Origin of the sequence: Vibrio celticus, from assembly GCF_024347335.1 — a bacterium.
Lineage (GTDB): Bacteria > Pseudomonadota > Gammaproteobacteria > Enterobacterales > Vibrionaceae > Vibrio > Vibrio celticus.
Genome location: NZ_AP025464.1, coordinates 1,143,789 through 1,164,395 on the forward strand (window position 1 = coordinate 1,143,789; position 20,607 = coordinate 1,164,395).

The window sequence follows — 20,607 nt, forward strand, 5'->3', positions numbered from 1 at the left end:
GTTTGGCGACGATTATCTGATCATAAATGAAGCCTTTTTTCTATCTAAATAAATAGCTTAGAGCTTAAGATCCTGTCTATGTAACGCCCTTAAGTTCTTAGCAGCTATAACAATCACTTGTGGGATTTGATACAGTTATAAGCAGAAATTTAGACCACAATGGAATGTTTATTATGAAGAAAATCGCGTTGATACTTTTCCTTGCTACTCAATTAATGGCTTGTACCGAGGTTGGCAGTGAAGCTTGGTGTGCGGATATGAAAGAAAAGCCTAAAGGTGACTGGACGGCTAATGAAGCGGGCGATTTTGCTAAACACTGTATTTTCTAATCACGTTAGCTTCTAATTCTACATTGGGCTGAATTAATACGCTCTGTGTAAAACAATCCATGGAATAAGTGAGTTTTAATGGAACACCAACTAGACAACAACTGGAAGCACATCGAATGGGTATTAACCGACGTCGATGACACGCTCACTTGGCAAGGTTCACTCCCTCCAGAAACCCTGATTGCGTTACAAAAGCTGAGAGACAATGGAATCAAAGTGGTCGCTGTAACGGGAGCCTGTGCTGGTTGGTGTGACCATATTGCGCAGCTTTGGCCTGTCGATGCCGTGCTAGGAGAGAACGGCGCCTTCTTACTAGAGAAGCAAGATGGTGCATTACAACTCTCATCTGAAACACCGCTAGAACAAGTGCGTCAGAACCAAGCAAAGCTAAAACAAGAAGTTGAAGCGATCTTGTTGAGTTACCCTGACCTCTCGCTAACTTTGGATCAATCTTACCGCTTGTGTGAGGTCGCGATTGATATCGGCCAAAACCGTAAGCCTGTTGATCCTGAAACTGTTCAAGCGGTACTCGAAAGAATACACGCTTTAGGCGCACACGCGACGGCAAGTTCGATTCATATCAACGCTTGGTACGGCGAACACTCAAAGAAAAACGCCGTGCACCGTTTCCTTGCTAATAAAGGCTTATCGCTTGAGCAAATCCACAATCAAGCCTGTTATGTCGGCGATTCAATGAATGATCAGCAGATGTTCGAATCACTTCCACTTGCCGTTGGCGTGGCAAACATTCAACATTATTGGGATAAGCTAGAGCATCATCCAAGCAGGGTGATGTCGCAGCCGGGTGGTTATGGGTTTGCAGAATTTGTGGATTCGCTGCTGGCAGTTAAAAGCTAGACACTTAAAAACGAGTCACGCCCTTCTACTTCTAACAAGGTCTTAGGTCACTCAATAGACATAAAAAAACGACCGCTAGGTAGACCGAAGTACCTAGGGTCGTTTGAGCTTCAAAATGCTAGATAAGCTCTTAACTTTGACACATCACACAAAACACGCTGCATTTCACTATATGTTTATATGAGTTTGTTACGGATGTGGATCACCACTGCTTCTGCAACGATAACCACTGCGAAGATACTCACTAATACCATCGAAACTTTTTGCCACTCAAAAAGGTTCTGCGCATCGTTTAGCACCACGCCAATACCACCAGCGCCCACTAACCCCAATACCGCAGATTCACGCACATTGATGTCCCAACGGAACAACACGATGGAGTAGAATGCGGGCATAACTTGTGGCCAATACCCTTTAAGCAAGATGCTCATCCAAGAAGCGCCGGTTGCGCGCAGAGCTTCGATAGGCCCCATGTTCACTTCGGCAATCGCTTCCGCTAACAGCTTCCCCACAAAGCCGATACTGCGAATGGCAATTGCCATAATGCCTGCGAGAACACCGGGGCCAAACAGTGCGATAAACAACAAAGCCCAAACCAATGAGTTCACAGAACGTGAAGACACCAGAAAGAATTGAGCCACCCAGTTCAGCGCTTTATTAGGTGTGATATTTGGCGCGTTCAACAACGCCAATGGAATCGCAAATATCAAGGTAAACAAGGTACCTAACGTCGCGATGTGCAGTGTCTCAATCATCGCTGCGTGAATCGACTCAGGATAGAAAGCGTAGTCCACTGGCACCATACGCTCGAACATGTCAGCAAATTGCGCTGGCGCGTCGTATAGGAACTCAGGAATCACTTCAACCGTCTGCCAAGACCAAACAATCGCACACACTAAGCTAAGGTAAACGGCAAATCGAGCCACGCGTTCGTTTGGTGTAAAACGCTGCCACTCTTTATCGATAGATGCAGTTGTCATTAGAAGATTCTCCTAACAATGTTGGAAAGAAATTCACCCACAAGAATCAGTGCGATAATGGTGATCAAAATAGCCGCGACGAAGTCGTAGTCAAAACGTTGGAATGCCGAGAACAATGTACCGCCAAGGCCACCCGCCCCCACGATGCCAACCATGGTTGAGTTACGTAGATTCGAATCCAACTGGTAGCTAGCAAAGCCAATAAAACGCGTGAATACCTGAGGCATCACCGCATACAGAATAACGCTGATGAAACTTGCGCCAGTTGCTTTAATCGCTTCAACCGGTTTAAAAGAGATCTCTTCGATAGCTTCAGCGAACAGCTTAGCGATGAAACCAATAGATGCGAATACCAAGGTCAATATGCCTGCCAGAGCACCAAAGCCCACCGCTTTCACAAACAAGATGGCGATGATCACTGGGTGAAAAGAGCGACACAATGCAATAAATCCACGAATGGGCGTTGATACGATTGAAGGCATCATATTTCTCGCGGCTAGCAAGCCTAGAAACAGTGAAATAACGATGCCAAAGAAACTTGAGATAATCGCAATCTGTAAGCTTTCCGCTAACCCACTCAGTAGTAAACTGGTTCGCGAGAAATCAGGCGGAAACATTCGAGATAGTAACCGCTCACTTTCACCAAAACCGATGATCAAACGATCAAAGGTAAGCCCTAGCGTCGAGAAGCTGTAAAACAGATAAGCCACGATCCCAGTGATAATCGCACGGTTTGTCCATGACACCTTGAATGGGTTTTCATGCTTCGCTGACGCCTGATTTGACGGTACGCTTGGCGATGAACTTGGGTTTAATCCAGCCATGATTCACCCCCATAGATAATTTTTAGATCTTCCTCAGAAATACCTTCAGGGTTACCGTCGTAATGTACTTTGCCATTACACATACCGATGATGCGCTTGGCGTAACGCTTGGCTAAGTTCACATCGTGAATGTTCACCAATACAGGAATATTTTTCTGCTCAGCGAAAGTTTCCATCAACTCCATGATCTCAACCGCGGTTTTCGGGTCGAGTGATGACGTCGGTTCGTCAGCAAGAAGAATGTAAGGGTCTTGCATCACCGCACGGGCGATACCGACACGCTGTCTTTGCCCGCCAGACAAGCTGTCGGCACGTTGGTTTGCAAAATCTTGCAGGCCAACAAATTCCAGTAACTCAAACGCTTTTGCTAAATCTTCAGCTGAGTAATTACGACGCCACGCATTCCAAGCGGTCATGTAACCCAGACGACCACTCAACACGTTCTCGATAACCGTTAAACGCTCTACCAAGTTGTACTCTTGAAATACCATGCCGATATGACGGCGCTGTTTACGAAGTGCTTGACCTTTTAGTTGAGTCAGGTCTGCGCCATCAAAAATGATTTCACCTTGGCTTGGATCGTTAAGGCGATTTATACAGCGTAGAAGTGTGCTTTTACCTGTACCGGATGGGCCGATAATCGCGATGATGCCAGGCTCACCGATGTCTATATTAATGCCTTTAAGGATTGGCTTGCCTGCGACGTACTCGTGGAAAAGGTTGTTTATCTTTATTCCTTCATAGCTTGCTACGGCCATACTGCATTTCCTTGTGCGAATTTTAGAATGCTCTATGCCCTACCCGCGAGGGCATAGATTCTTAGTTGAGGTAAGTGTTTTTAAAGGGCTCAGTCTTTCTAAAACTGAGCCTTCCAACTGAGTGAAGAACTAACCGTTGTTTGCTTGTTTTGCTAGCTCAGCTGCTTTTTTCTTTGCGCGTTTAGCCGCATCTTTTTCAGCGAGCTTCTTAAGACCAGCTTTGGTGTAAGCCGTACCTGTCGCGTGGGCGATATCACGAATCACGTCCCACTCTTCTTTGTAGCTGATTGGTGAGAAGCGGTCTGCACCTTTAAATGATGCACTCATCTCTGGAGTAAAGCGGTAGCTAAAGAAAGCTTCGTTGATCTTCTCAACAAGCTCTGGTTTTAGGTTGTACGCGTAACCAAAAGCAGACGTTGGGAAACGTGGGCTACGGTAGATGATCTTCAGTTCAGAATCGTCGACACGACCTGCTGCTACCATACGATCGTAAACATCTGATGCCACCGGTGCTGCGTCATAGTCTCCATTGAAGACACCTAGAATCGATTGGTCATGCTTACCTGAGTAAAGCACTTTGTAATCTTCATCTGGCACTAAACCTTTCGCTGGGAATAACGCACGTGGAGCTAGGTTGCCAGAGTTGGAAGATGCAGAAGTGTGTGCAACCTTTTTGCCTTTTAGATCAGCCATAGTATTGATACCGCTGTCTTTGCGCACGATCGTGATTAGGTTGTAGCCTTGGAAGCCAGACTCATCCCCCTTCACCGCAATTGGAACGTAACCTGCTAAGTTAACTGCGTAGCCTGTTGGGCCCGTAGAGAAACCTGCAACGTGCAGTCGACCAGAACGCATCGCTTCTACTTGCGCAGAGTTCGAGTGAACTGTGTAGTAAATCACTCGCTTACCCGTGATTTTACTTAGGTGAGCTTGGAAATCCGCAAACGCATCTTTGTACAACGCAGGGTCTTCTACTGGCGTGTAGGTAAATACAAGCGTACTTGGGTCGTTCCACTCATCTGGGTTCTTTGGTGAATCGGCCACCAAATCTTGGTTTTCATCACAGTATCGATCGTCTAACACACCACGGCTAGAGCAGTCGCTTGCCATAGCCATTGAAGGAAGTAGCAATGAGCTAGCGATTAACAGTCCTTTAACACTGATTTTCATATTCAAACCTTACTTTTACTTATTGTTGAAAGTCACCTTCACTATTGCAGCCTTTGTGCCACCTTTTTATATCTTTAATTTCAGCAACTTAAATAAAAACCCTCACTTTCAAATTACTTTTGAGTCATTCGTGTCCAACTCAAAACCCATCATTTGGGTCATTTCTGTCTCGTCGATTTCAGTGGTTAAAAAAAGAGCCCGAAGGCTCTTTGGTTCCCTGCTTTTTCTTTTGTTATTCTTTAGTTAAGCGCTCTCTATACAAACGCCATAATTAGCGGGCGTAACAGCGCACTCAGAAGAACCTAAGCGTCGCTGTCCATGCAGTTTGCGTAATAAGTTACCGTTGCAGGCCAATCGCTGAATACGCCCATCACACCAACATCTTGTGCCAGCACATCAAGCATTTTCATCATATCGCCGTCATTGTTGATACCGTCTTTCACGCTCTTGTAGTACCAACCACCACCTTGCGCTAGTGGGCCAGAACGTTCCAATGTCCATGCGATAATGTCGAGGTCAGCATCCTTAGCAAGCTTGGCGTAGTTAGACGCAACCAGTTCGTTGTTTTCGTCTAAATCAACCAGAGCAAACAGAGGTGGTGCGATGATATTCACACCCGCATCGTGCAGCTCTTTCATATTCTCAACGGACGCGACAAAGTCCGCTTGTTCGTAAACACGGTCATCAAGATAAACGGCTTGTTTGCCGAACTTCGGTGCTTCTTTGATCCAGTACTTCACATCATCCAAGTTGAATGACTGTAGGTAAGTATCAGAAGGCTCGAAGCCCGCCTGTTTCAGTTCATCCACCAACTTTTGCGCGTACATCTCTTGGCTAAAGCCATTGAAAGGCATGTCTACTGCTGCCGATTTCAATTCAGGTGTGACCTTCACGCCGTGCTCTTTAAACAATGCCGCACTTTCTGCGTGTGTCATCAATGTCCCACTTTGGCTGTAGAGATCGGTTCTCCAACCTGGAGTCCCGTTCATGTACTCTTCAACCGTGGTGGCTTTTGGATTCGCACCATCCATTTTCCCTTTAAGAGTCTTAAACTCCGCTAGTGTGAAATCAGAGGTACGACACTCAACCTGAGCATCTTCGCCTGTCGCTGGGTTAGCCGGCGTGAACGGTGTTGAACACTTCTTAGCGAGATCGGGATGCGCCAAAACATCGGTTGTGGTGTGCAGGTCACTTTGAGAATGCCGACACACCAATTCCTTATCTTTAGTAAAGGTTACATCACACTCTACGACACCCGCTCCCATCTGAATCGCCGCTAAGTAAGATTCTTTGGTGTGCTCGGGAAACTGCATTGCAGCTCCGCGATGCCCAATAGAAAAATCGCTACGATGAAATGGTCCTTCGCTACAACTGAGCAGCTTGGTTTTCAAAGGGCTCTCGTCCATATTGTTGACTAAAAAGAGGGGACGAGGTCCTAGGTTTGCTGACTCTGTAGCCGCCCATGCTGTCATTGAGCTAACGCCGAGTATCAGAGCAATCGAACCTTTCAGTATTTGCTTCATGTTTGTATCTCCTTGCAACAAGCAATTATTTTTCTAATTTCCTTAATACGGTCATTTCTACCTTCTATGAGATGACCTCATGTGGGCAGGTGCCACAATGTAGGGATTGCACGCTTTGTGCCAAATGTTAAAACTCTTTTATTACAATTACTTGAAACAGTTAATCATTCGACTAAATGATAAATGGGTCATTGTTGTCTTGTGCTTTTCTTTTGACCTTGCTCTTTGCTCCTCAAGAACCAAGTTAATGAGTTAGGCTTTAAAACTCTCTTTATCCAACTGGTGTTTTTTCATTTTTCGATAAAGCGTTTTGCGTGGCAGATTAAGCTTACTCGAGACCTCATTGATATTGCCTGCGCTCTCTATCAAGGCTTCGGTTAACACATTTCTCTCGTACTGCTCCATCTGCTTTTCAAAAGCGAAATCTTCTCCGGACGCTTCACAAGTTGGCGATTGAAGATCAAAGCCATCACCGACGATACCCAACACAAATCGATCAGCGACATTACGTAGTTCACGCACATTGCCCGGCCATTCATGTCGGCATAGCTGCTGAATTTGTTCCGGGTAGATCGTCGAAGGACGTGTCTTGTATTTATGACTCGCTTGAATCACAAAATGGCGAAACAGCACCTGAATGTCTTCTTTTCTTTGACGCAATGCAGGAAGGTTTAAGCTCGCAATGTTAAGGCGATAGAAGAGATCGGCTCTGAATTCTCCAGACTCACTCAAGCTCGCGAGATCAGCTTTACTAGCGGCTACCACGACGATGCCGACAGGTATCAACTCGTTACCACCAACACGCTCAATCATTCGCTCTTGAATCACACGCAACAATTTGATCTGCACGGCAATCGGCATGCTTTCAATTTCATCGAGAAACAGAGTCCCGCCATTGGCTTGTTCTATTTTGCCAATACGCTTCTTGTTCGCGCTAGTAAACGAACCCGCTTCATGGCCAAACAACTCACTCTCAATAATGCTTTCTGTCATGCCGCCACAGTTAATTGCGACAAATGGTTTAGTCTTACGACGACTGAATTGATGCAGAGCGCGAGCTATCACCTCTTTACCCGTTCCCGTTTCTCCATTGATAATGGTATCGACGCCAGTATGTGCTAAAGCGAGTACTTGCTTACGTATCGTATCCATCGCTGTTGATTGGCCAATAACCACAGACTCTATCGGTAGCTCCTCTTGCTCATCGCCATCCGAGGTTGAAGGGCAATTGTGTTGACATTGGGTAATCGCCAAATCAAGCTTCTCCACCAGCTCACTCGAACTAAGCGGTTTTTCCAAAAAGTCGAAAGCACCAAGCTTCATCGCTTCGATCGCCATTGGGATATCGCCATGACCACTCATCAATAAAACGGGCACATTCGGGGCTCGGTGTTGGATTGAGCTCAACAGCGTTAAACCGTCCACTTTCGGCATGCGAACATCACACAACACCACCGACTGACTGTTTGCTTTGAGTGATTTAAGGCCAAGGTTAGGATCGGTAAAGCTAGTGACGCTAAACCCTTCGAGCTCCAACATTTCACTCACTGCTTCAACAACGTCTGTTTCATCGTCGATAAGAATTATGTGTTTTTCTGAAGTCATGAGCCTGTGCCTTTTGGTAGAGTGACGATAAAGGTGGTGCCTTGGTGTTCAACTGATTCCACGTGAATCGAGCCGCCAAAGTCTTTAATTATGTTGTATGCGATAGACAAACCAAGCCCGAGCCCTTTGCCGGTGGTCTTACGGGTATAAAATGGGTCGAACAGATGCGGAATGTCTTCTTCGGGTATCCCTAATCCATTATCTTTAACTGATATCTGAATGGTATTCAGGTGCTCTTGAGTGGAGATGTTGAGCTGAGGCTGCTCCTTATGCTCAACGGCATCCAACGCATTGCTGATCAAATTCACCAACACCTGCTCCAAGCGAATGCTGTTGGCACGAACCATTTGGTCACTCTGCGGAGAATACTGAATCGAGACCCTACTTTGCCTAGTTTCAAACAAGTCGATAGCATCACCAATCACCTTTATCAGTTTTACGTTATCAATCTTGCCGTCACTCTTACGTGAGAAGGCTTTCAAGTGACGGGTGATTGCCGCCACCTTATCTAGCAGCACTTCAATCTTTTGAAGATTTTCTTCGGCTCTATTTGGTCTTTGCTTACCTAACCACAATTGAGCGCTTCGAACATGGCTGTTTACCGCAGTTAATGGTTGATTGATCTCGTGAGTGATTCCAACACTTAATTGCCCCAACGCGGCCAGTTTCCCTGCTTGGATTAACTCATCTTGAGTAATACGCAATTTGGCTTCGGCTAGGGTTCGCTCTTCTACTTCGGCCTCTAATTTTCGATTGGTTTGTTTCACGACTTTGGCCGTTGTCTGGAATACCTTTAGGTACTTGGCCATTTGTGTCACTTCGTCTTTGCCACGAATCGAAACTTCGGTATCTAAATGGCCGGTAGAAATTGCAAACATGTTGTCTTTAAGCTGTAAAAGCCTTTCCAAAATGCTCTTACGCACGTAGAACCATGAAATAGCCGCAGCAGCCAGCACACTGAACAAAGAAAGGAAAAGAGAGAGTTGTTGGTTCGATTGTAACGACAGCTGAGCCTGCTGAATCGACTGATCAATATTGCGATTCACTTGGCTAGTATTGCGCTCGATCTGCACAGTTAATTGGTTAAGATGCTCACGGCTGTTTTGCAGGAAATACTGCTCTTGATAGAGGTGATCGAGCGCTTTGTTTTTCAACCCATACAAGCTGCTATCACTTGAGGCTAGGTTGTAAATTACGGTGAGTTGGTGATCTAATTGGGGAAATTTGCTTCTTAAATCACCATTTACCCAAAGCTGCCACCACTCTTCTCCAACCTGCCCTAGCCGTAAGCTGGTGTAATCCAACTCATTAAAGCTAGAGTCGTTATACAGCTTTTCGACCAAGCCTAATTGGTAATACAGCAGGGATTTTAACTGCGTGTATTGGATCTGGTCTTTGGCTGATTCAGGTAAGCTATCGAGTGAATCACTGGCTTGTTGCAATAGAGGATAAAAGCCTTCAAGCAAATTACGAAGTTCTTGATTGAGTTGTTCTGACTCAATCTCACTTTGATACAACAGGCTCAGACTATTATTAACTTGGGCGATAAGATCTTTAAAGTAGGCGTGATAATCAGGAAACTGAACCATAACGCTATTCATGACTGATATTGCCTCTTCAATTTTAAGCATCGCCTGTTTACGTTCTATATTCGATTCAGCGTCACTGAGTTGAGATGAGGTCGTAATAATCACGCGCACCATATCATTGAGGCGTGCAGCGTTATCTAAGGCGGGGATTTCACTCTCCTTTAGCTCAACAAGACGTTGGTTTAAATCATCGAAGGTAAAGCTGGAGACAACTGAGAGGAAGATAGTGGTCATCGATAGCATGGCTAACGCAAGTACCAAGCGCAGCTCAATACCTTTCCAACCAAACCACTTACGACGTGGAATTTGGATCGAGAACGGGCGCTCGAAACTATCCTTATTTTCTACAACCTCGGAGACATGACTACTCACTCGCCCCACCTTCTTCTCATCAAATAATCAACAGGAACTATCAATGATTCAATCAGTTAGGGTGTAAGCCTTACTTGGGCTTGCATCGAATAGCTTTAGTGAAACTATTAAATGAAGAGTAATCATTAACATTTCACATAAGATATCATAACAATTATTTTATAAAGCTTGAGCTATCTGTTTTGCGATAATAGAAAGTGACCGCACCGACAGAAACGTGATTACTTTATCAATACGCACGTAAATTATACGAATAGAACTCTCCATCAAGCAGTCAAAACCTACGATTATTTAATAAGTTGAGGTCTAGAGATCGAAAAAATCGTACAAGTTTTCACTCATACGATTTCATTCATGTCATGTCATGTCCATCGATTAAACGGGCTCAACGAACTTAGAGAATAATCATCCCATCTCGATAAGTCAGCGCTGGCGCTACATCTTGACCAAGTAAGACTGGGCCATCGAGGTCGACGATTTCAGATTGAACCGCAATAGGCAGAGCTGCACGCATGGCCAGTGAAGTGCCAAGCATACAACCCGACATCAGAGTAAACCCGAGCCTTTGTGCTTCTTCTGCAAGTATCAATGCTTCAGTCAGGCCGCCCGTTTTATCGAGTTTGATGTTGACCATTTCATACTTACCCAACAGCGATGAGAGCTGTGAAGTGGTATGACAGCTTTCATCGGCACACAGTGGTATCGGGTGCTTGATGTGCACCAATGAGGCATCGTGCTGTTGGGGTAACGGCTGCTCGATCATCGCAATATCAAATTCTGTCAGTTGATTAAACAACTCTTCGAGATTCAATCCTGTCCACGCTTCATTGGCATCCAATACAATTTGAACATCTACCGCAGCTTCTCGTACCGCGCGCACACGCTCTACTACTTGTTCACCATCAAGCTTCACTTTCAGAAGTTTCGCACCATTCGCGACATAGTCTCGAGCCTGAGTCGCCATCGCTTCTGGTGTGCCAATCGAGACGGTCATTGCAGTCACGATTTGAGCAGGCAACTCAAACAAGCTATTAGGAAAGGTCTGGTCGTTCTGCTGCGCTTCAAAATCCCAAAGCGCACAATCGATCGCATTTCGCGCTGCCCCTCCGGTCAATAAAGACTGAAGATGATCTCTTAGCTCTGCCGGATCGGTAACGCCTCGTTGAAACATAGCTTCAAGTGCGCTAGACGCTTGTTGGATTTGCGCTAACACAGACTCCGATGACTCACCGTATCGTGGGTAAGGCGTGCATTCGCCCTGAGCTCGTTTGCCATCATGTTCAATGTAAACACGAACAACGTGGCACTCAGTTCGACTGCCACGAGAGATGCGAAAAGGCGTTTGCATCGAGATAGTAATGGGTTCTGCTGTAATCTTCATAATTTCACTCGGTTGATGTTCGCTTTAACAAATGGAAACATAGAAATGATGAAGTCGTTAAAGTGAATGTCGCAAATGATCAGTAATGTGTTGTACACGAAAGCGCACAGGGTCCGTCACCGGCACTTGATAGAGTGTGGTCCATTCTTGGCACAATGTCTCAGCCTCTTCAATGCTAATCGCCGACGTGTTCAAGCAGATACCCACCAGCTTCGCGTCTGGATTGGTCAGTCGCGCCGCTTGCAAGTTGGCTTCAATCGTCTGTTCTATGCTTGGTAATTGAGCATGAGGAAGGTTACGAATATGTGGTCGCCCGACTTCATGGCACAACACTAAGGCATCGGCTTGTGCGCCATGTAAAAGACCCAAACTCACGCCTGCAAACGAAGGGTTGAACAAAGAACCCTGCCCTTCAATGATGTCCCAATCGTGGTCGGTAAAATCAGGGCTAATCGCTTCAACTGCGCCGGAAATAAAATCCGCTACCACAGCATCAATCGAAATACCGCAGCCTTCAATCAAGATACCTGTCTGCCCTGTCGCTTTAAACTGAGCAGATGTTCCCGCTTGTTTAAGCGATTTTTCAATCGCTAATGCCGAGAACATTTTGCCTACTGAGCAATCTGTTCCGACCGTAAGCAGGCGCTTACCTTGACGAGGCTTTCCGTTACCAACATTAAGAACACCGTCAAAATGGCGTACATCATGAAGCTTAGTCAATCCTTGTTGCTGCATGTCAGCAAGCGGTGAAAATTCACTCAATCGTTGGTGCATGCCAGATGCAATCTCAAATCCCATTTCTGCAGCGGCCATAATGGTTGACTGCCAAGAATCAGGAATAACACCACCCGGATTTGCGGTACCAATCACTAGCGTCTTCGTACCCTGCGCTTGCGCCTCTTGTAAGGTCATATCCGTTAAACCAAGTGAAACGGTAACGTCTGTTAAACGAAGCTGACCTAGGCAAATTTCTGGTCGCCATTGATGAATACCGCGAGCTGTTTTTGCGGCAAGTGGGTCAGTAACGTCCCCAAGAAAAAGAAGGTAAGGTTGAGCGATAGACATGAGTATTCCTAATTAATAAATCCTTGTATGGGTTTACTTTAATTAAGAACTTAGAAGCTGCCGAATACCTATTTATGACGAGCCTATAACCTTAAGTTATAGGGTGAGTATGGGTCTTCAATGAAGCGATAAATTGCTTAACGGAAATCGACTGAGGGGTGTGCTCTGCGCAAAGCATCGATACCGAAAATTGGATAGCTGGCTGCAAATAAAATACACAAACCGAGTCGTCATTTTGATATTGCTCTGCCGTCCACGGATCAACGATCGCAAACCCTGCTTGGTGCTTCACCAGTTCCGCCGCCGCACTGTATCCACGTACGGACATCGGATGGTGATAATGCTCATCTCGCGCAATAAGGCTTTGGTGTAACAGGAGGCCTAATGGATCACGGCTATCAAGCCCGATGATTGGTAAGGGATAATTGATCAGCTCATCAAGGGTTAACTCTGCGGGTAAGTGATCAACCGTATTGGAAGGAACCAAAACCTTTAGTGATTCGGTTAATAGCGTTTCACTTAATATCGCAGGCGGTGCTTCATCGCCAAAAGCAATAGCAATATCTAGTTCATGCTTGAGTAAACCTTCACACAACTCATCACGGTTGGCTGTCAGTAGCTCAAAAGAGAGTTCTTGCTCGCAAGACATTTGGGCGATCACTGGAGTCAGCAACTTGGTGGCTAGAATCGGCGGCGCACCAATACGTAAATGCTGATGGCCTTGTTTTACTTTATTGGTCAAAGATCGAAACTGACCCAGTTGCTGATAGACCTTTTCCGCTTCTGGCAGCAAGGTTTTCGCTTCAACCGTTGGTACTAAGCGCCCTTTAACTCGTTCGAATAAGCCAAACCCGAGTTGTTGCTCGGTGTGCGCCAAAATACGGGTCACGTTTGGTTGTGACACATGCAAGCTGCGCGCGGCTCCAGATACGGTTCCGGTCTGCATAATGGCGTAAAAGACTTCCAATTGTCTTAGGTTCACATTGATGTCCTTATGGTTCGCGAAACAAATCTAGGGTTTGGCTTTTCTTGTATTAGCTAAGCTGTTTATCGGTCTAGCTAGCGTTTTGCGTGAGTCTATTTTAGTAGCTCAGCTATCGTAGGTTGAAGTATCTCAGCCCAAGTTTGATAAGCCTTCGCATTCAAATGCAAGTCATCACACGAGTACTCGTTCGACAACAACTTATTAGGTGACAATACTGAATTCACATCTAAGAACGCAATGCCTTGCTGTGTACAGTACTCGCTTAGCTTGCTATTGAGCAGTTCAACCGACGGATTTAAACCTTGCAGTTTAGAGCCAACATAAAGCGTTGATTGCACCAATATGCGAATCTCATTTTCTTGCCACACCTTAAGCATATCAATGTAGTTCTGGTAGATATGGTCGACATCATAACCCTGAGCTAAATCGTTTATCCCTGCCATAAAACACACCAGCTTTGGCTTCACATTCAACGTGGTATCAATACGGCGCAACATGCCCGTTGTGGTGTCACCCGCTAAGCCACGGTTGACCATCGAGATATCACGGAAAATATCCGCCCACGGTGCCCACTCGGTGATCGAATCGCCAAACATCACTAAATCTGCATTTGGAGAAAAATGGCGATGATTATCTGATGTCATGATGTAACGACTCATACTGTGGCCTCGCTGCTGAATCTCAGACTGAAGAGCGACCGCTTTGAGGATCTCGCTATCTGGTGTAGTGCTATCAAATTGAGCCAACAACCCTTCGATGTGAGGTTTAAAAGAACTAAGACGAGTGCTCAATCGGTGATGTTCTTTAAGGGAAGATAGCCTCTCTAGTAATGCATAGAGAGAGCGGTTTTGACCAACTTCTTGGAATAACTGATAGAGATCGAGGACAGGGTGTTGTTGTAGCGCGGCAAGTAATTGCTTGTCTTCCATGGTGTTATCTAACCCTTCAATTATCTGGTGATGAACTCAAGATAATATCCGATTGCGTACGGGATAGATAACACTAGAAGAAGAGAATACTTATTCTAAACAAAGTTGTTTACATACCGCGTAAAAAATCTTGCTGTACAAATCTCGTTCCGACTCAAAAATCAGCACTTCATCATAATATGTATAAGAAATTAACCACATATTGTGACTCCTGTCTCTCAGCCTATCGCCTACTCCTATTGCCACTATTTAACGGAGGATTTATAGATTATCAGGATGGTGAATAATAAGTTAAATCATAATAATAAGGACCTTAACGTGAAACTTTCTCTATCCAATACCGCGTTGGCCGTTGCCGCCATCCTACTTGCAGGTTGTCAATCTGCACCTGAATCTGTTCAAGAATTAACGGCATACCAATGCCAAACGAATACTAATGCCGACGTGAATGACTTGAGGATCTATCAAGTGATGGTTGAGAGCTTTGTTAATGGCGATGACTCAATTGGTCATGGGACAGGATACGGAACTAGCCACCACAAAGGAGATATTCAAGGCATTATCGACTCACTTGATTACATCGAGTCCCTTGGAATGAACGGTATTTGGCTAACTCCAATCTTTAATTCAGAGCCTATCGAAAACCAGGACCATTGGGCTGATAGACTGGATGCCACCGGTTATTTTGCCACTGATTATTTCAATATCGATCCTCGATTCGGCACGATGGAAGAAGCGAAAACGTTAGTTGAAGAAGCGCATGCTCGCGGGCTTTACGTCTTCTTTGATGGCGTATTTGGTCACCACAAAAAAAATGTAGTGCCGTCACCAAAAGGTAAACTGCCTCAAGGGGAGGATAACCCAGTCTCATACCCCGAGAGCCTAGCTTTCTACCAAGAAGTTGCAGAGTATTGGATCAAAGAACTCAAAATCGATGGTTGGCGCTTAGATCAGGCTTACCAAGTGCCAAAAGAAGCTTGGAGTCAAATCAGAGAAACGGTAGACACTGCTTCTTCTCAGGTCGAATACGTAAACAGCGAAGGTAAAACCGTGAACCCTCTGGGCTATATGGTTGCGGAAATTTGGGCTGGTGAGAACCGCATAATAGAAACGGGTTATGGCTCAAATGAAGCACCGGCTTTATGTTCTGCGTTTGATTTCCCAATGCGCTACCGACTCACAGAAACCTTTGCTGTAAACGAAGCAGGCGTGGGAAACAAAGGTGGAGAATGGCTTGCAGAAGGTATGTCTTTACATTCGTTATACCCGGACCATGCAAAACCCAATTTAATGATTGGTAACCATGACCTTGTTCGCTTTGGTGACTTATTACAGCGCGGTAATATCGCTTCTCCACAAGACAGAGAGTATTGGCTACGTTATAAAGCGGCATTTTCATTCCAAGCGGCTTATACAGGCCCAATAACCACCTACTATGGGGACGAAATAGGCGATCAGCTAGAAGGTTTTTCAGACAAAGTATGGACTGATGACTGTGCTATTAATGGCTTGTGCGATGACCACGTAGCACGTACTAGCGGTAAAGTAGAAGGTGTCACAGCTCAACTCAATACCAACGAAAAAGACTTAAAGCAGTATGTTACAAACTTAATGAAACTCAGGGAAACGCACCCCGCTCTATCACAGGGTAAACGTACGAACCTAATCGCCAACGATATCGCATATGTCGATCACAAAGCCTATAAAGGCGATGCAGTTATCTACGCAGTGAATGTTACCAACAAAGAGCAGACCATAGAACTAACCAAAGAAAAAGCAGGCTCCAAAGCTGAACTGACGGATATTGAATCAGAGCAATCTATATCAGCAATTGATGGTCATTACTCGATAGTTCTAAACCCTTTTGAGGCTCGTTTCTTGTCGATAACACAACCAAATGAAAAAGGTCCTATAGCGGCCATAATGGCGACAGGGAATGAAGTTGGACAAGGCTTCATGGCTAAATGTAACAATCCAACGATTAACGCTGAAGGGCCAATTTCAAGTCCACTCTATGTAGTAGGCAACTTTGCTGATTCAGGTTGGAAACATGTAGCTAAACGAGAGTTTGAGTATAAAGGTGAAAACACTTACCAAGTCGTTACTACTGAAAAGCCTGGTAGCTATCGCATGCAATACGCGTCTAAAGCTTGGTCGCCACAGTTTACAGCGGATGGACTCAACCTAAAACTGGGGCAACTAAACTCATTAACTAAAGGTGGTTACGGGCAAGATACTGCTATTACCATTCGTAATTCAGGGCAGTATGTATGGAGCTTACAATTCGATGAGGCAGGACAACCATTAAAAATTATGGCTTCCAAATGTGCTGAATAGCCAAACCTAAGCTCTAAGGTCAACCAAATAAAAACCCCTTATTCCTACGAATAAGGGGTTTTCTTTAATCTGCATTAGATATTAAGAGACCAGATACGATTAGAACGATATCTACCCCTGCTTCACTTGCAGATGATTACGGTTATCACGGCTTTTCTTAATCAGCTCGTTGCTCTCATCCATTTCATCAGATTTTGCAAGGCGATCGTAAAGCAGCACATTCACTGTTGCCGCTAAATTCATGCAACCTACCGTTGGAACGTACACAACGTGATCCGCTCTATCCGCAACATCTTGAGAAATAGAACCGTCTTCAGGGCCAAAGATATAGATGGCATTTTCTGGGTGTTTAAAACGCGGCAGTGGTGTTGCACCTTCAGCGAGTTCTACACAAACAATTTTCGTTTCTGAATCAAGGTTATCCAAAAACGACTCGACACCGGTCAACGGGATAGTACGTGCAGCACTCTTGGTATCGGTGTGAAATCTTGCGGCTTTTTCGTAGCGTTGCCCTGTGTATTTAACTTCGTCGACTTGGTAGCAACCAGCCGCACGCATAACAGCACCAACGTTTGTCGGGCTCTTTGGGTTAGTTAAACCAATAGTCACATGGCTTTTGTTCATGAATCTTTCTCACTTAACGAATAGACATAGCAGGGTGCTACAAAGCGTCGCATTCTAACAAAGCAGCGTCGAATTCAAAAGCATCGATACGAACTCACTTTTTCGCTCTTAAGCCTCTAGTTGCAAGGCTTCTCACCCAAAAAATCTAACCGCCATCATATTTATAAAACAAAAAAACTCTAGGGTAACAATTAAACAACAAGCCCATTTACATTTTGAAACCACATTAATAATGTGTTGAAAATTGCATGAGACAATCACACAGGAAGCGTGACATGACCCTAACCATCAAAAACCGCCTTTATATTCTCTCTTTCATTCCGTTGCTACTAATGGCAATTGGCATGATGAGCGTGACGTATATGAAGAGCACCGAGCTAACCGCACAGCAAGTTGAATCGACGCGTAGCAATATGATGGCGATGAAAGAAAAGGAACTCAAAGCGTATCTACAAATGGCCTACTCTTCGATCAGCCCATTTTTGGATAGAGGTGCAACATTAGAAGAAGCCTTACCAACATTAAGAACGTTAGAATATGGTGAGTCTGGCTATATTTTTGGTTATGACTCGAAAGGTGTTCGAGTCGTTGTCGGGCAAAATAACGATGGTATTGGTAAAAACTACTACGACCTGCAAGACAAAAAAGGCAACTACCTGATTCGTGACCTGATCAAGAACTCAAAGCTTGGTGAATTCACCACCTACTACTTTCCAAAACTTGGTCAATCAGAAGCCCTGCCGAAACTGAGCTACTCGATATTCGTTCCCCAGTGGGACTTGATGCTAGGCACAGGTTTCTATACTGACGACATCGATGCGGTCATCGCAGAGATGAAAGAGAGCTCAAATGTCGCGTTACAAAGCTCTTTGACGGCCATCGCGATTTTCTGTGGTTTGATTGCCCTAGTAGTTGCTGTGTTTGCCGTTGCCGTCAACCGTACCATCATGCAACCACTCGAGCAGTTTGATCGTTCAATCAGCGCATTCGCGAGTGGCGAAGCTGACTTAACCGCTCGAATGGAAACCTTCAAAGCGCCCGAGTTCACTAAGCTCAGCGAGAACTTCAATGCCTTTGTAGCGAGCCTGCAAACCATCATTCGCAGCGTAAGTGATGTCGGGCAACAAGTAGTAGCCGAGACATCTAGTATGTCTTCTCGCGCTGCGCAGGTCGACGAGATTGCTACAGGGCAACGTGAAGAGACAGAACAAGTTGCAACAGCGATGACTGAGATGACGACAACGGCTCAAGAGATCTCGAGCAACGCTAGCCAAGCGGCGGATTCCGCAAAGCTTGCTGAGGGCAATGCCAAAGAAGCGCAACAGATCGTAAACGCCGCTGCAGATTCGGTGGCAGGCCTAGCTAGCGAAGTCTCAGAAGCCAACACCGTGGTGTCTCGTTTAGAAGGCGATGTACAAAACATCTCTTCTTCATTGGCGGTCATCCAAGACATTGCCGAGCAAACTAACCTACTCGCGTTGAATGCCGCGATTGAAGCTGCTCGTGCAGGCGAACAAGGGCGTGGATTTGCTGTGGTTGCCGATGAGGTTCGTAAACTGGCAAGCCGAACTCAAGAAAGCACTGGCGACATTCACAAGATGATAGAGCAACTTAAAGCTGCCTCAGATGCTGCTGTGAAAGCGATGGATTCAAGTCAAAACCGAAGTGCGCAAACCGTGGAAGAAGCGAATGCCGCAGCCGAAGCACTGGCGAAGATCCAAGCGTCGATCGATACCATCATGGACATGAACTCGCTTATTGCGACAGCCACTGAACAGCAAAATATTGTCGGCCAAGAGATATCTCAACGCATCGTGGTAATTTCTGACCAAAGCTCACAATCGGCCGAACTCGCGAATCAAAACCGTACAGGTAGCCAAAACCTCAACAGTCGTGCAAATGAGCTGTACCACTTAGTAGATCGTTTCACCGTCTAATACATTTTAGGCCTAGTAAGCCGTAATCAAACGCGACTTATCCCTAAAACACATCGGGCTTCAGAATCTCTATTCTGAAGCCCGTTTTTATCGGTGGAGGCTTTAAGCCATACACTAATCCAATTGCTCAGAAAGGAAGTCCACCAGCAGGCGAACCTTTGAAGATAAGTTGCGGTTCTGAGGATAAAGCGCCCAGATCCCTTCCTTGTCGTCTCGATAATCGGACAGCACCTCAACCAACTCACCAGAATCAAGGTCTTCACTCACGTAGTATTCAGGCAACTGCACCAAGCCAATGCTCTGCTTAGCTGCGTCTAACAAGGCTAAACCACTGTTGCACTTAATGCGTCCGTTAACACGAACTGAGCGAGGGCGTCCATTTTCTTTGAAACGCCAATGTTCAAATCCACCGACTAAACATTGGTGATTATTTAATTCTGATAATGTATGCGGCTCGCCATAACGTTCAATATATTCAGGGCTTGCACATACATAAAGTTGGCGTTGAGACAGCTTCTTTGCCACAAGGCTTGAGTCTTCCAAGCGTCCAAGACGAATCGCAACATCAACACCAGAATCGATGAGATCGAGCTTTTGATTGGTCAGCATCAGCTCAAGCTCTACTTGTGGGTGAAGCTTTAAGAATTGATGGAGTATTGGGGCGAGTTGGCGCTCACCATAAGTCACAGGCGCAGTGACTTTCAGTAAGCCTTTTGGTGTAGATTGCATCTGCGTGACCGCAAGCTCAGCAATTTCTAAACCTTCGACCAGCAACTTACACTGCTGATAATAGAGTTGCCCAGCCTCTGTAAGAGACACCTTTCGAGTAGTTCGATTGAGCAATTTCACTGCGAGTCGTTCTTCGAGGTTTGCTACTCTACGACTGATTTGAGCCACCGACGTAGCAAGCTTCTGCGCCGCACCAGTAAAGCTTTCACGCTCTGCAACTGCAACAAACTCACTTACCCCTTCCCAATTGGCCATGCCTTTACCTTATGCTGAACTTTGGTTACCCATACAGTGTATTGAAGTTAGATATCAGTGTCACCTTGCTTGATATGCGCTGTGCATTAATCTTCGGCACCTATAGTCATTCCCTTACACAACCATATTTTTGTCCTAACATTAACCTCATCCCCTATTGCTAGGGTGAGAATCTCTAAAACACTGGTACAACAAAGTAAGGGATCCCTTTGAAGAAGTTAATCATACTTGCATCAACTCTTGTACTCAGCACCACCGCGTTTGCAGCAACTAAAACAACGACATCCATTACCAAGCCAACGTAAAAGTTGACTACCATTACACATACAAAGACGGACGTAGCAGCTAACACTGAAT

General features: G+C 45.4%; 18 protein-coding genes. 4 read left to right on the forward strand and 14 right to left on the reverse strand.

The annotated features are described in order from the left end of the window. The first annotated feature begins 173 nt into the window (after positions 1-173). Both OCV19_RS21080 and OCV19_RS21085 read left to right on the forward strand, forming a co-directional pair. A complete protein-coding gene (locus OCV19_RS21080) occupies positions 174-329 on the forward strand; it encodes a DUF3012 domain-containing protein (RefSeq protein ID WP_017061679.1) in 156 nt (51 codons plus the stop codon). A 78-nt stretch (positions 330-407) separates the two neighbouring features. Next, positions 408-1,187 (forward strand): HAD-IIB family hydrolase, encoded by a 780-nt coding sequence (locus tag OCV19_RS21085; protein WP_065675267.1) that lies wholly within the window; start codon positions 408-410, stop codon positions 1,185-1,187. Positions 1,188-1,363: 176 nt separating this feature from the next. Here OCV19_RS21085 and phnE (OCV19_RS21090) read toward each other — a convergent pair whose 3' ends face one another. From phnE (OCV19_RS21090) to OCV19_RS21140, 11 genes are all read right to left on the reverse strand, one after another. Further along, complete coding sequence (gene phnE / locus OCV19_RS21090; protein ID WP_004732994.1) at positions 1,364-2,167, reverse strand: phosphonate ABC transporter, permease protein PhnE; 804 nt, start codon at positions 2,165-2,167, stop codon at positions 1,364-1,366. Beyond that, entirely contained in the window at positions 2,167-2,991 is an 825-nt protein-coding gene (phnE, locus tag OCV19_RS21095) for a phosphonate ABC transporter, permease protein PhnE (protein WP_019821355.1), read from the reverse strand. Before phnE (OCV19_RS21095) ends, phnE (OCV19_RS21090) begins: the two co-directional genes overlap by 1 nt. After that, the gene (gene phnC / locus OCV19_RS21100) at positions 2,979-3,749 is read right to left on the reverse strand and encodes a phosphonate ABC transporter ATP-binding protein (RefSeq protein ID WP_065675268.1); all 771 of its coding nucleotides are present in this window, start codon (positions 3,747-3,749) and stop codon (positions 2,979-2,981) included. The genes phnE (OCV19_RS21095) and phnC overlap by 13 nt, the downstream gene beginning before the upstream one ends. Positions 3,750-3,878: 129 nt before the next feature. Further along, on the reverse strand, positions 3,879-4,919 hold the full coding sequence (phnD, locus tag OCV19_RS21105) for a phosphate/phosphite/phosphonate ABC transporter substrate-binding protein (RefSeq protein ID WP_008216587.1): 1,041 nt from the start codon (positions 4,917-4,919) through the stop codon (positions 3,879-3,881). A 302-nt stretch (positions 4,920-5,221) separates the two neighbouring features. After that, positions 5,222-6,442: a glycerophosphodiester phosphodiesterase family protein gene (locus OCV19_RS21110; RefSeq protein WP_065675269.1), complete on the reverse strand. Its 1,221-nt coding sequence runs from the start codon at positions 6,440-6,442 to the stop codon at positions 5,222-5,224. 252 nt (positions 6,443-6,694) lie between these two features. After that, positions 6,695-8,047 (reverse strand): sigma-54-dependent transcriptional regulator, encoded by a 1,353-nt coding sequence (locus tag OCV19_RS21115; RefSeq protein ID WP_065675270.1) that lies wholly within the window; start codon positions 8,045-8,047, stop codon positions 6,695-6,697. Further along, positions 8,044-10,017, reverse strand: coding sequence for an ATP-binding protein (locus OCV19_RS21120; RefSeq protein WP_065675271.1), 1,974 nt, complete (start codon positions 10,015-10,017; stop codon positions 8,044-8,046). Before OCV19_RS21120 ends, OCV19_RS21115 begins: the two co-directional genes overlap by 4 nt. 385 nt (positions 10,018-10,402) lie before the next feature. After that, entirely contained in the window at positions 10,403-11,389 is a 987-nt protein-coding gene (gene dgcA / locus OCV19_RS21125) for an N-acetyl-D-Glu racemase DgcA (RefSeq protein ID WP_065675272.1), read from the reverse strand. 57 nt (positions 11,390-11,446) lie between these two features. Beyond that, positions 11,447-12,454, reverse strand: coding sequence for an N-acetyltransferase DgcN (gene dgcN / locus OCV19_RS21130; RefSeq protein ID WP_065675273.1), 1,008 nt, complete (start codon positions 12,452-12,454; stop codon positions 11,447-11,449). Positions 12,455-12,545: 91 nt separating this feature from the next. Continuing rightward, a complete protein-coding gene (locus OCV19_RS21135; RefSeq protein ID WP_065675274.1) occupies positions 12,546-13,436 on the reverse strand; it encodes a LysR family transcriptional regulator in 891 nt (296 codons plus the stop codon). Between the two features lie 95 nt (positions 13,437-13,531). Then, a complete protein-coding gene (locus tag OCV19_RS21140) occupies positions 13,532-14,368 on the reverse strand; it encodes an SGNH/GDSL hydrolase family protein (RefSeq protein ID WP_065675275.1) in 837 nt (278 codons plus the stop codon). Between the two features lie 276 nt (positions 14,369-14,644). Here OCV19_RS21140 and OCV19_RS21145 point away from each other — a divergent pair, with 276 nt between their 5' ends. After that, a complete protein-coding gene (locus tag OCV19_RS21145) occupies positions 14,645-16,705 on the forward strand; it encodes an alpha-amylase family glycosyl hydrolase (protein WP_065675276.1) in 2,061 nt (686 codons plus the stop codon). A gap of 111 nt (positions 16,706-16,816) precedes the next feature. On the opposite strand, the gene OCV19_RS21150 is transcribed toward OCV19_RS21145, so the two are convergent. After that, positions 16,817-17,329, reverse strand: a complete 513-nt coding sequence (locus tag OCV19_RS21150; protein ID WP_065675277.1) for an RNA methyltransferase — start codon at positions 17,327-17,329, stop codon at positions 16,817-16,819. A 275-nt stretch (positions 17,330-17,604) separates the two neighbouring features. Here OCV19_RS21150 and OCV19_RS21155 point away from each other — a divergent pair, with 275 nt between their 5' ends. Then, positions 17,605-19,266, forward strand: a complete 1,662-nt coding sequence (locus tag OCV19_RS21155; RefSeq protein ID WP_065675278.1) for a methyl-accepting chemotaxis protein — start codon at positions 17,605-17,607, stop codon at positions 19,264-19,266. 114 nt (positions 19,267-19,380) lie between these two features. On the opposite strand, the gene OCV19_RS21160 is transcribed toward OCV19_RS21155, so the two are convergent. Beyond that, positions 19,381-20,250, reverse strand: coding sequence for a LysR family transcriptional regulator (locus tag OCV19_RS21160; RefSeq protein ID WP_048611669.1), 870 nt, complete (start codon positions 20,248-20,250; stop codon positions 19,381-19,383). A gap of 175 nt (positions 20,251-20,425) precedes the next feature. Continuing rightward, positions 20,426-20,569, reverse strand: coding sequence for a hypothetical protein (locus OCV19_RS21165; RefSeq protein WP_167352276.1), 144 nt, complete (start codon positions 20,567-20,569; stop codon positions 20,426-20,428). Positions 20,570-20,607: the final 38 nt, after the last annotated feature.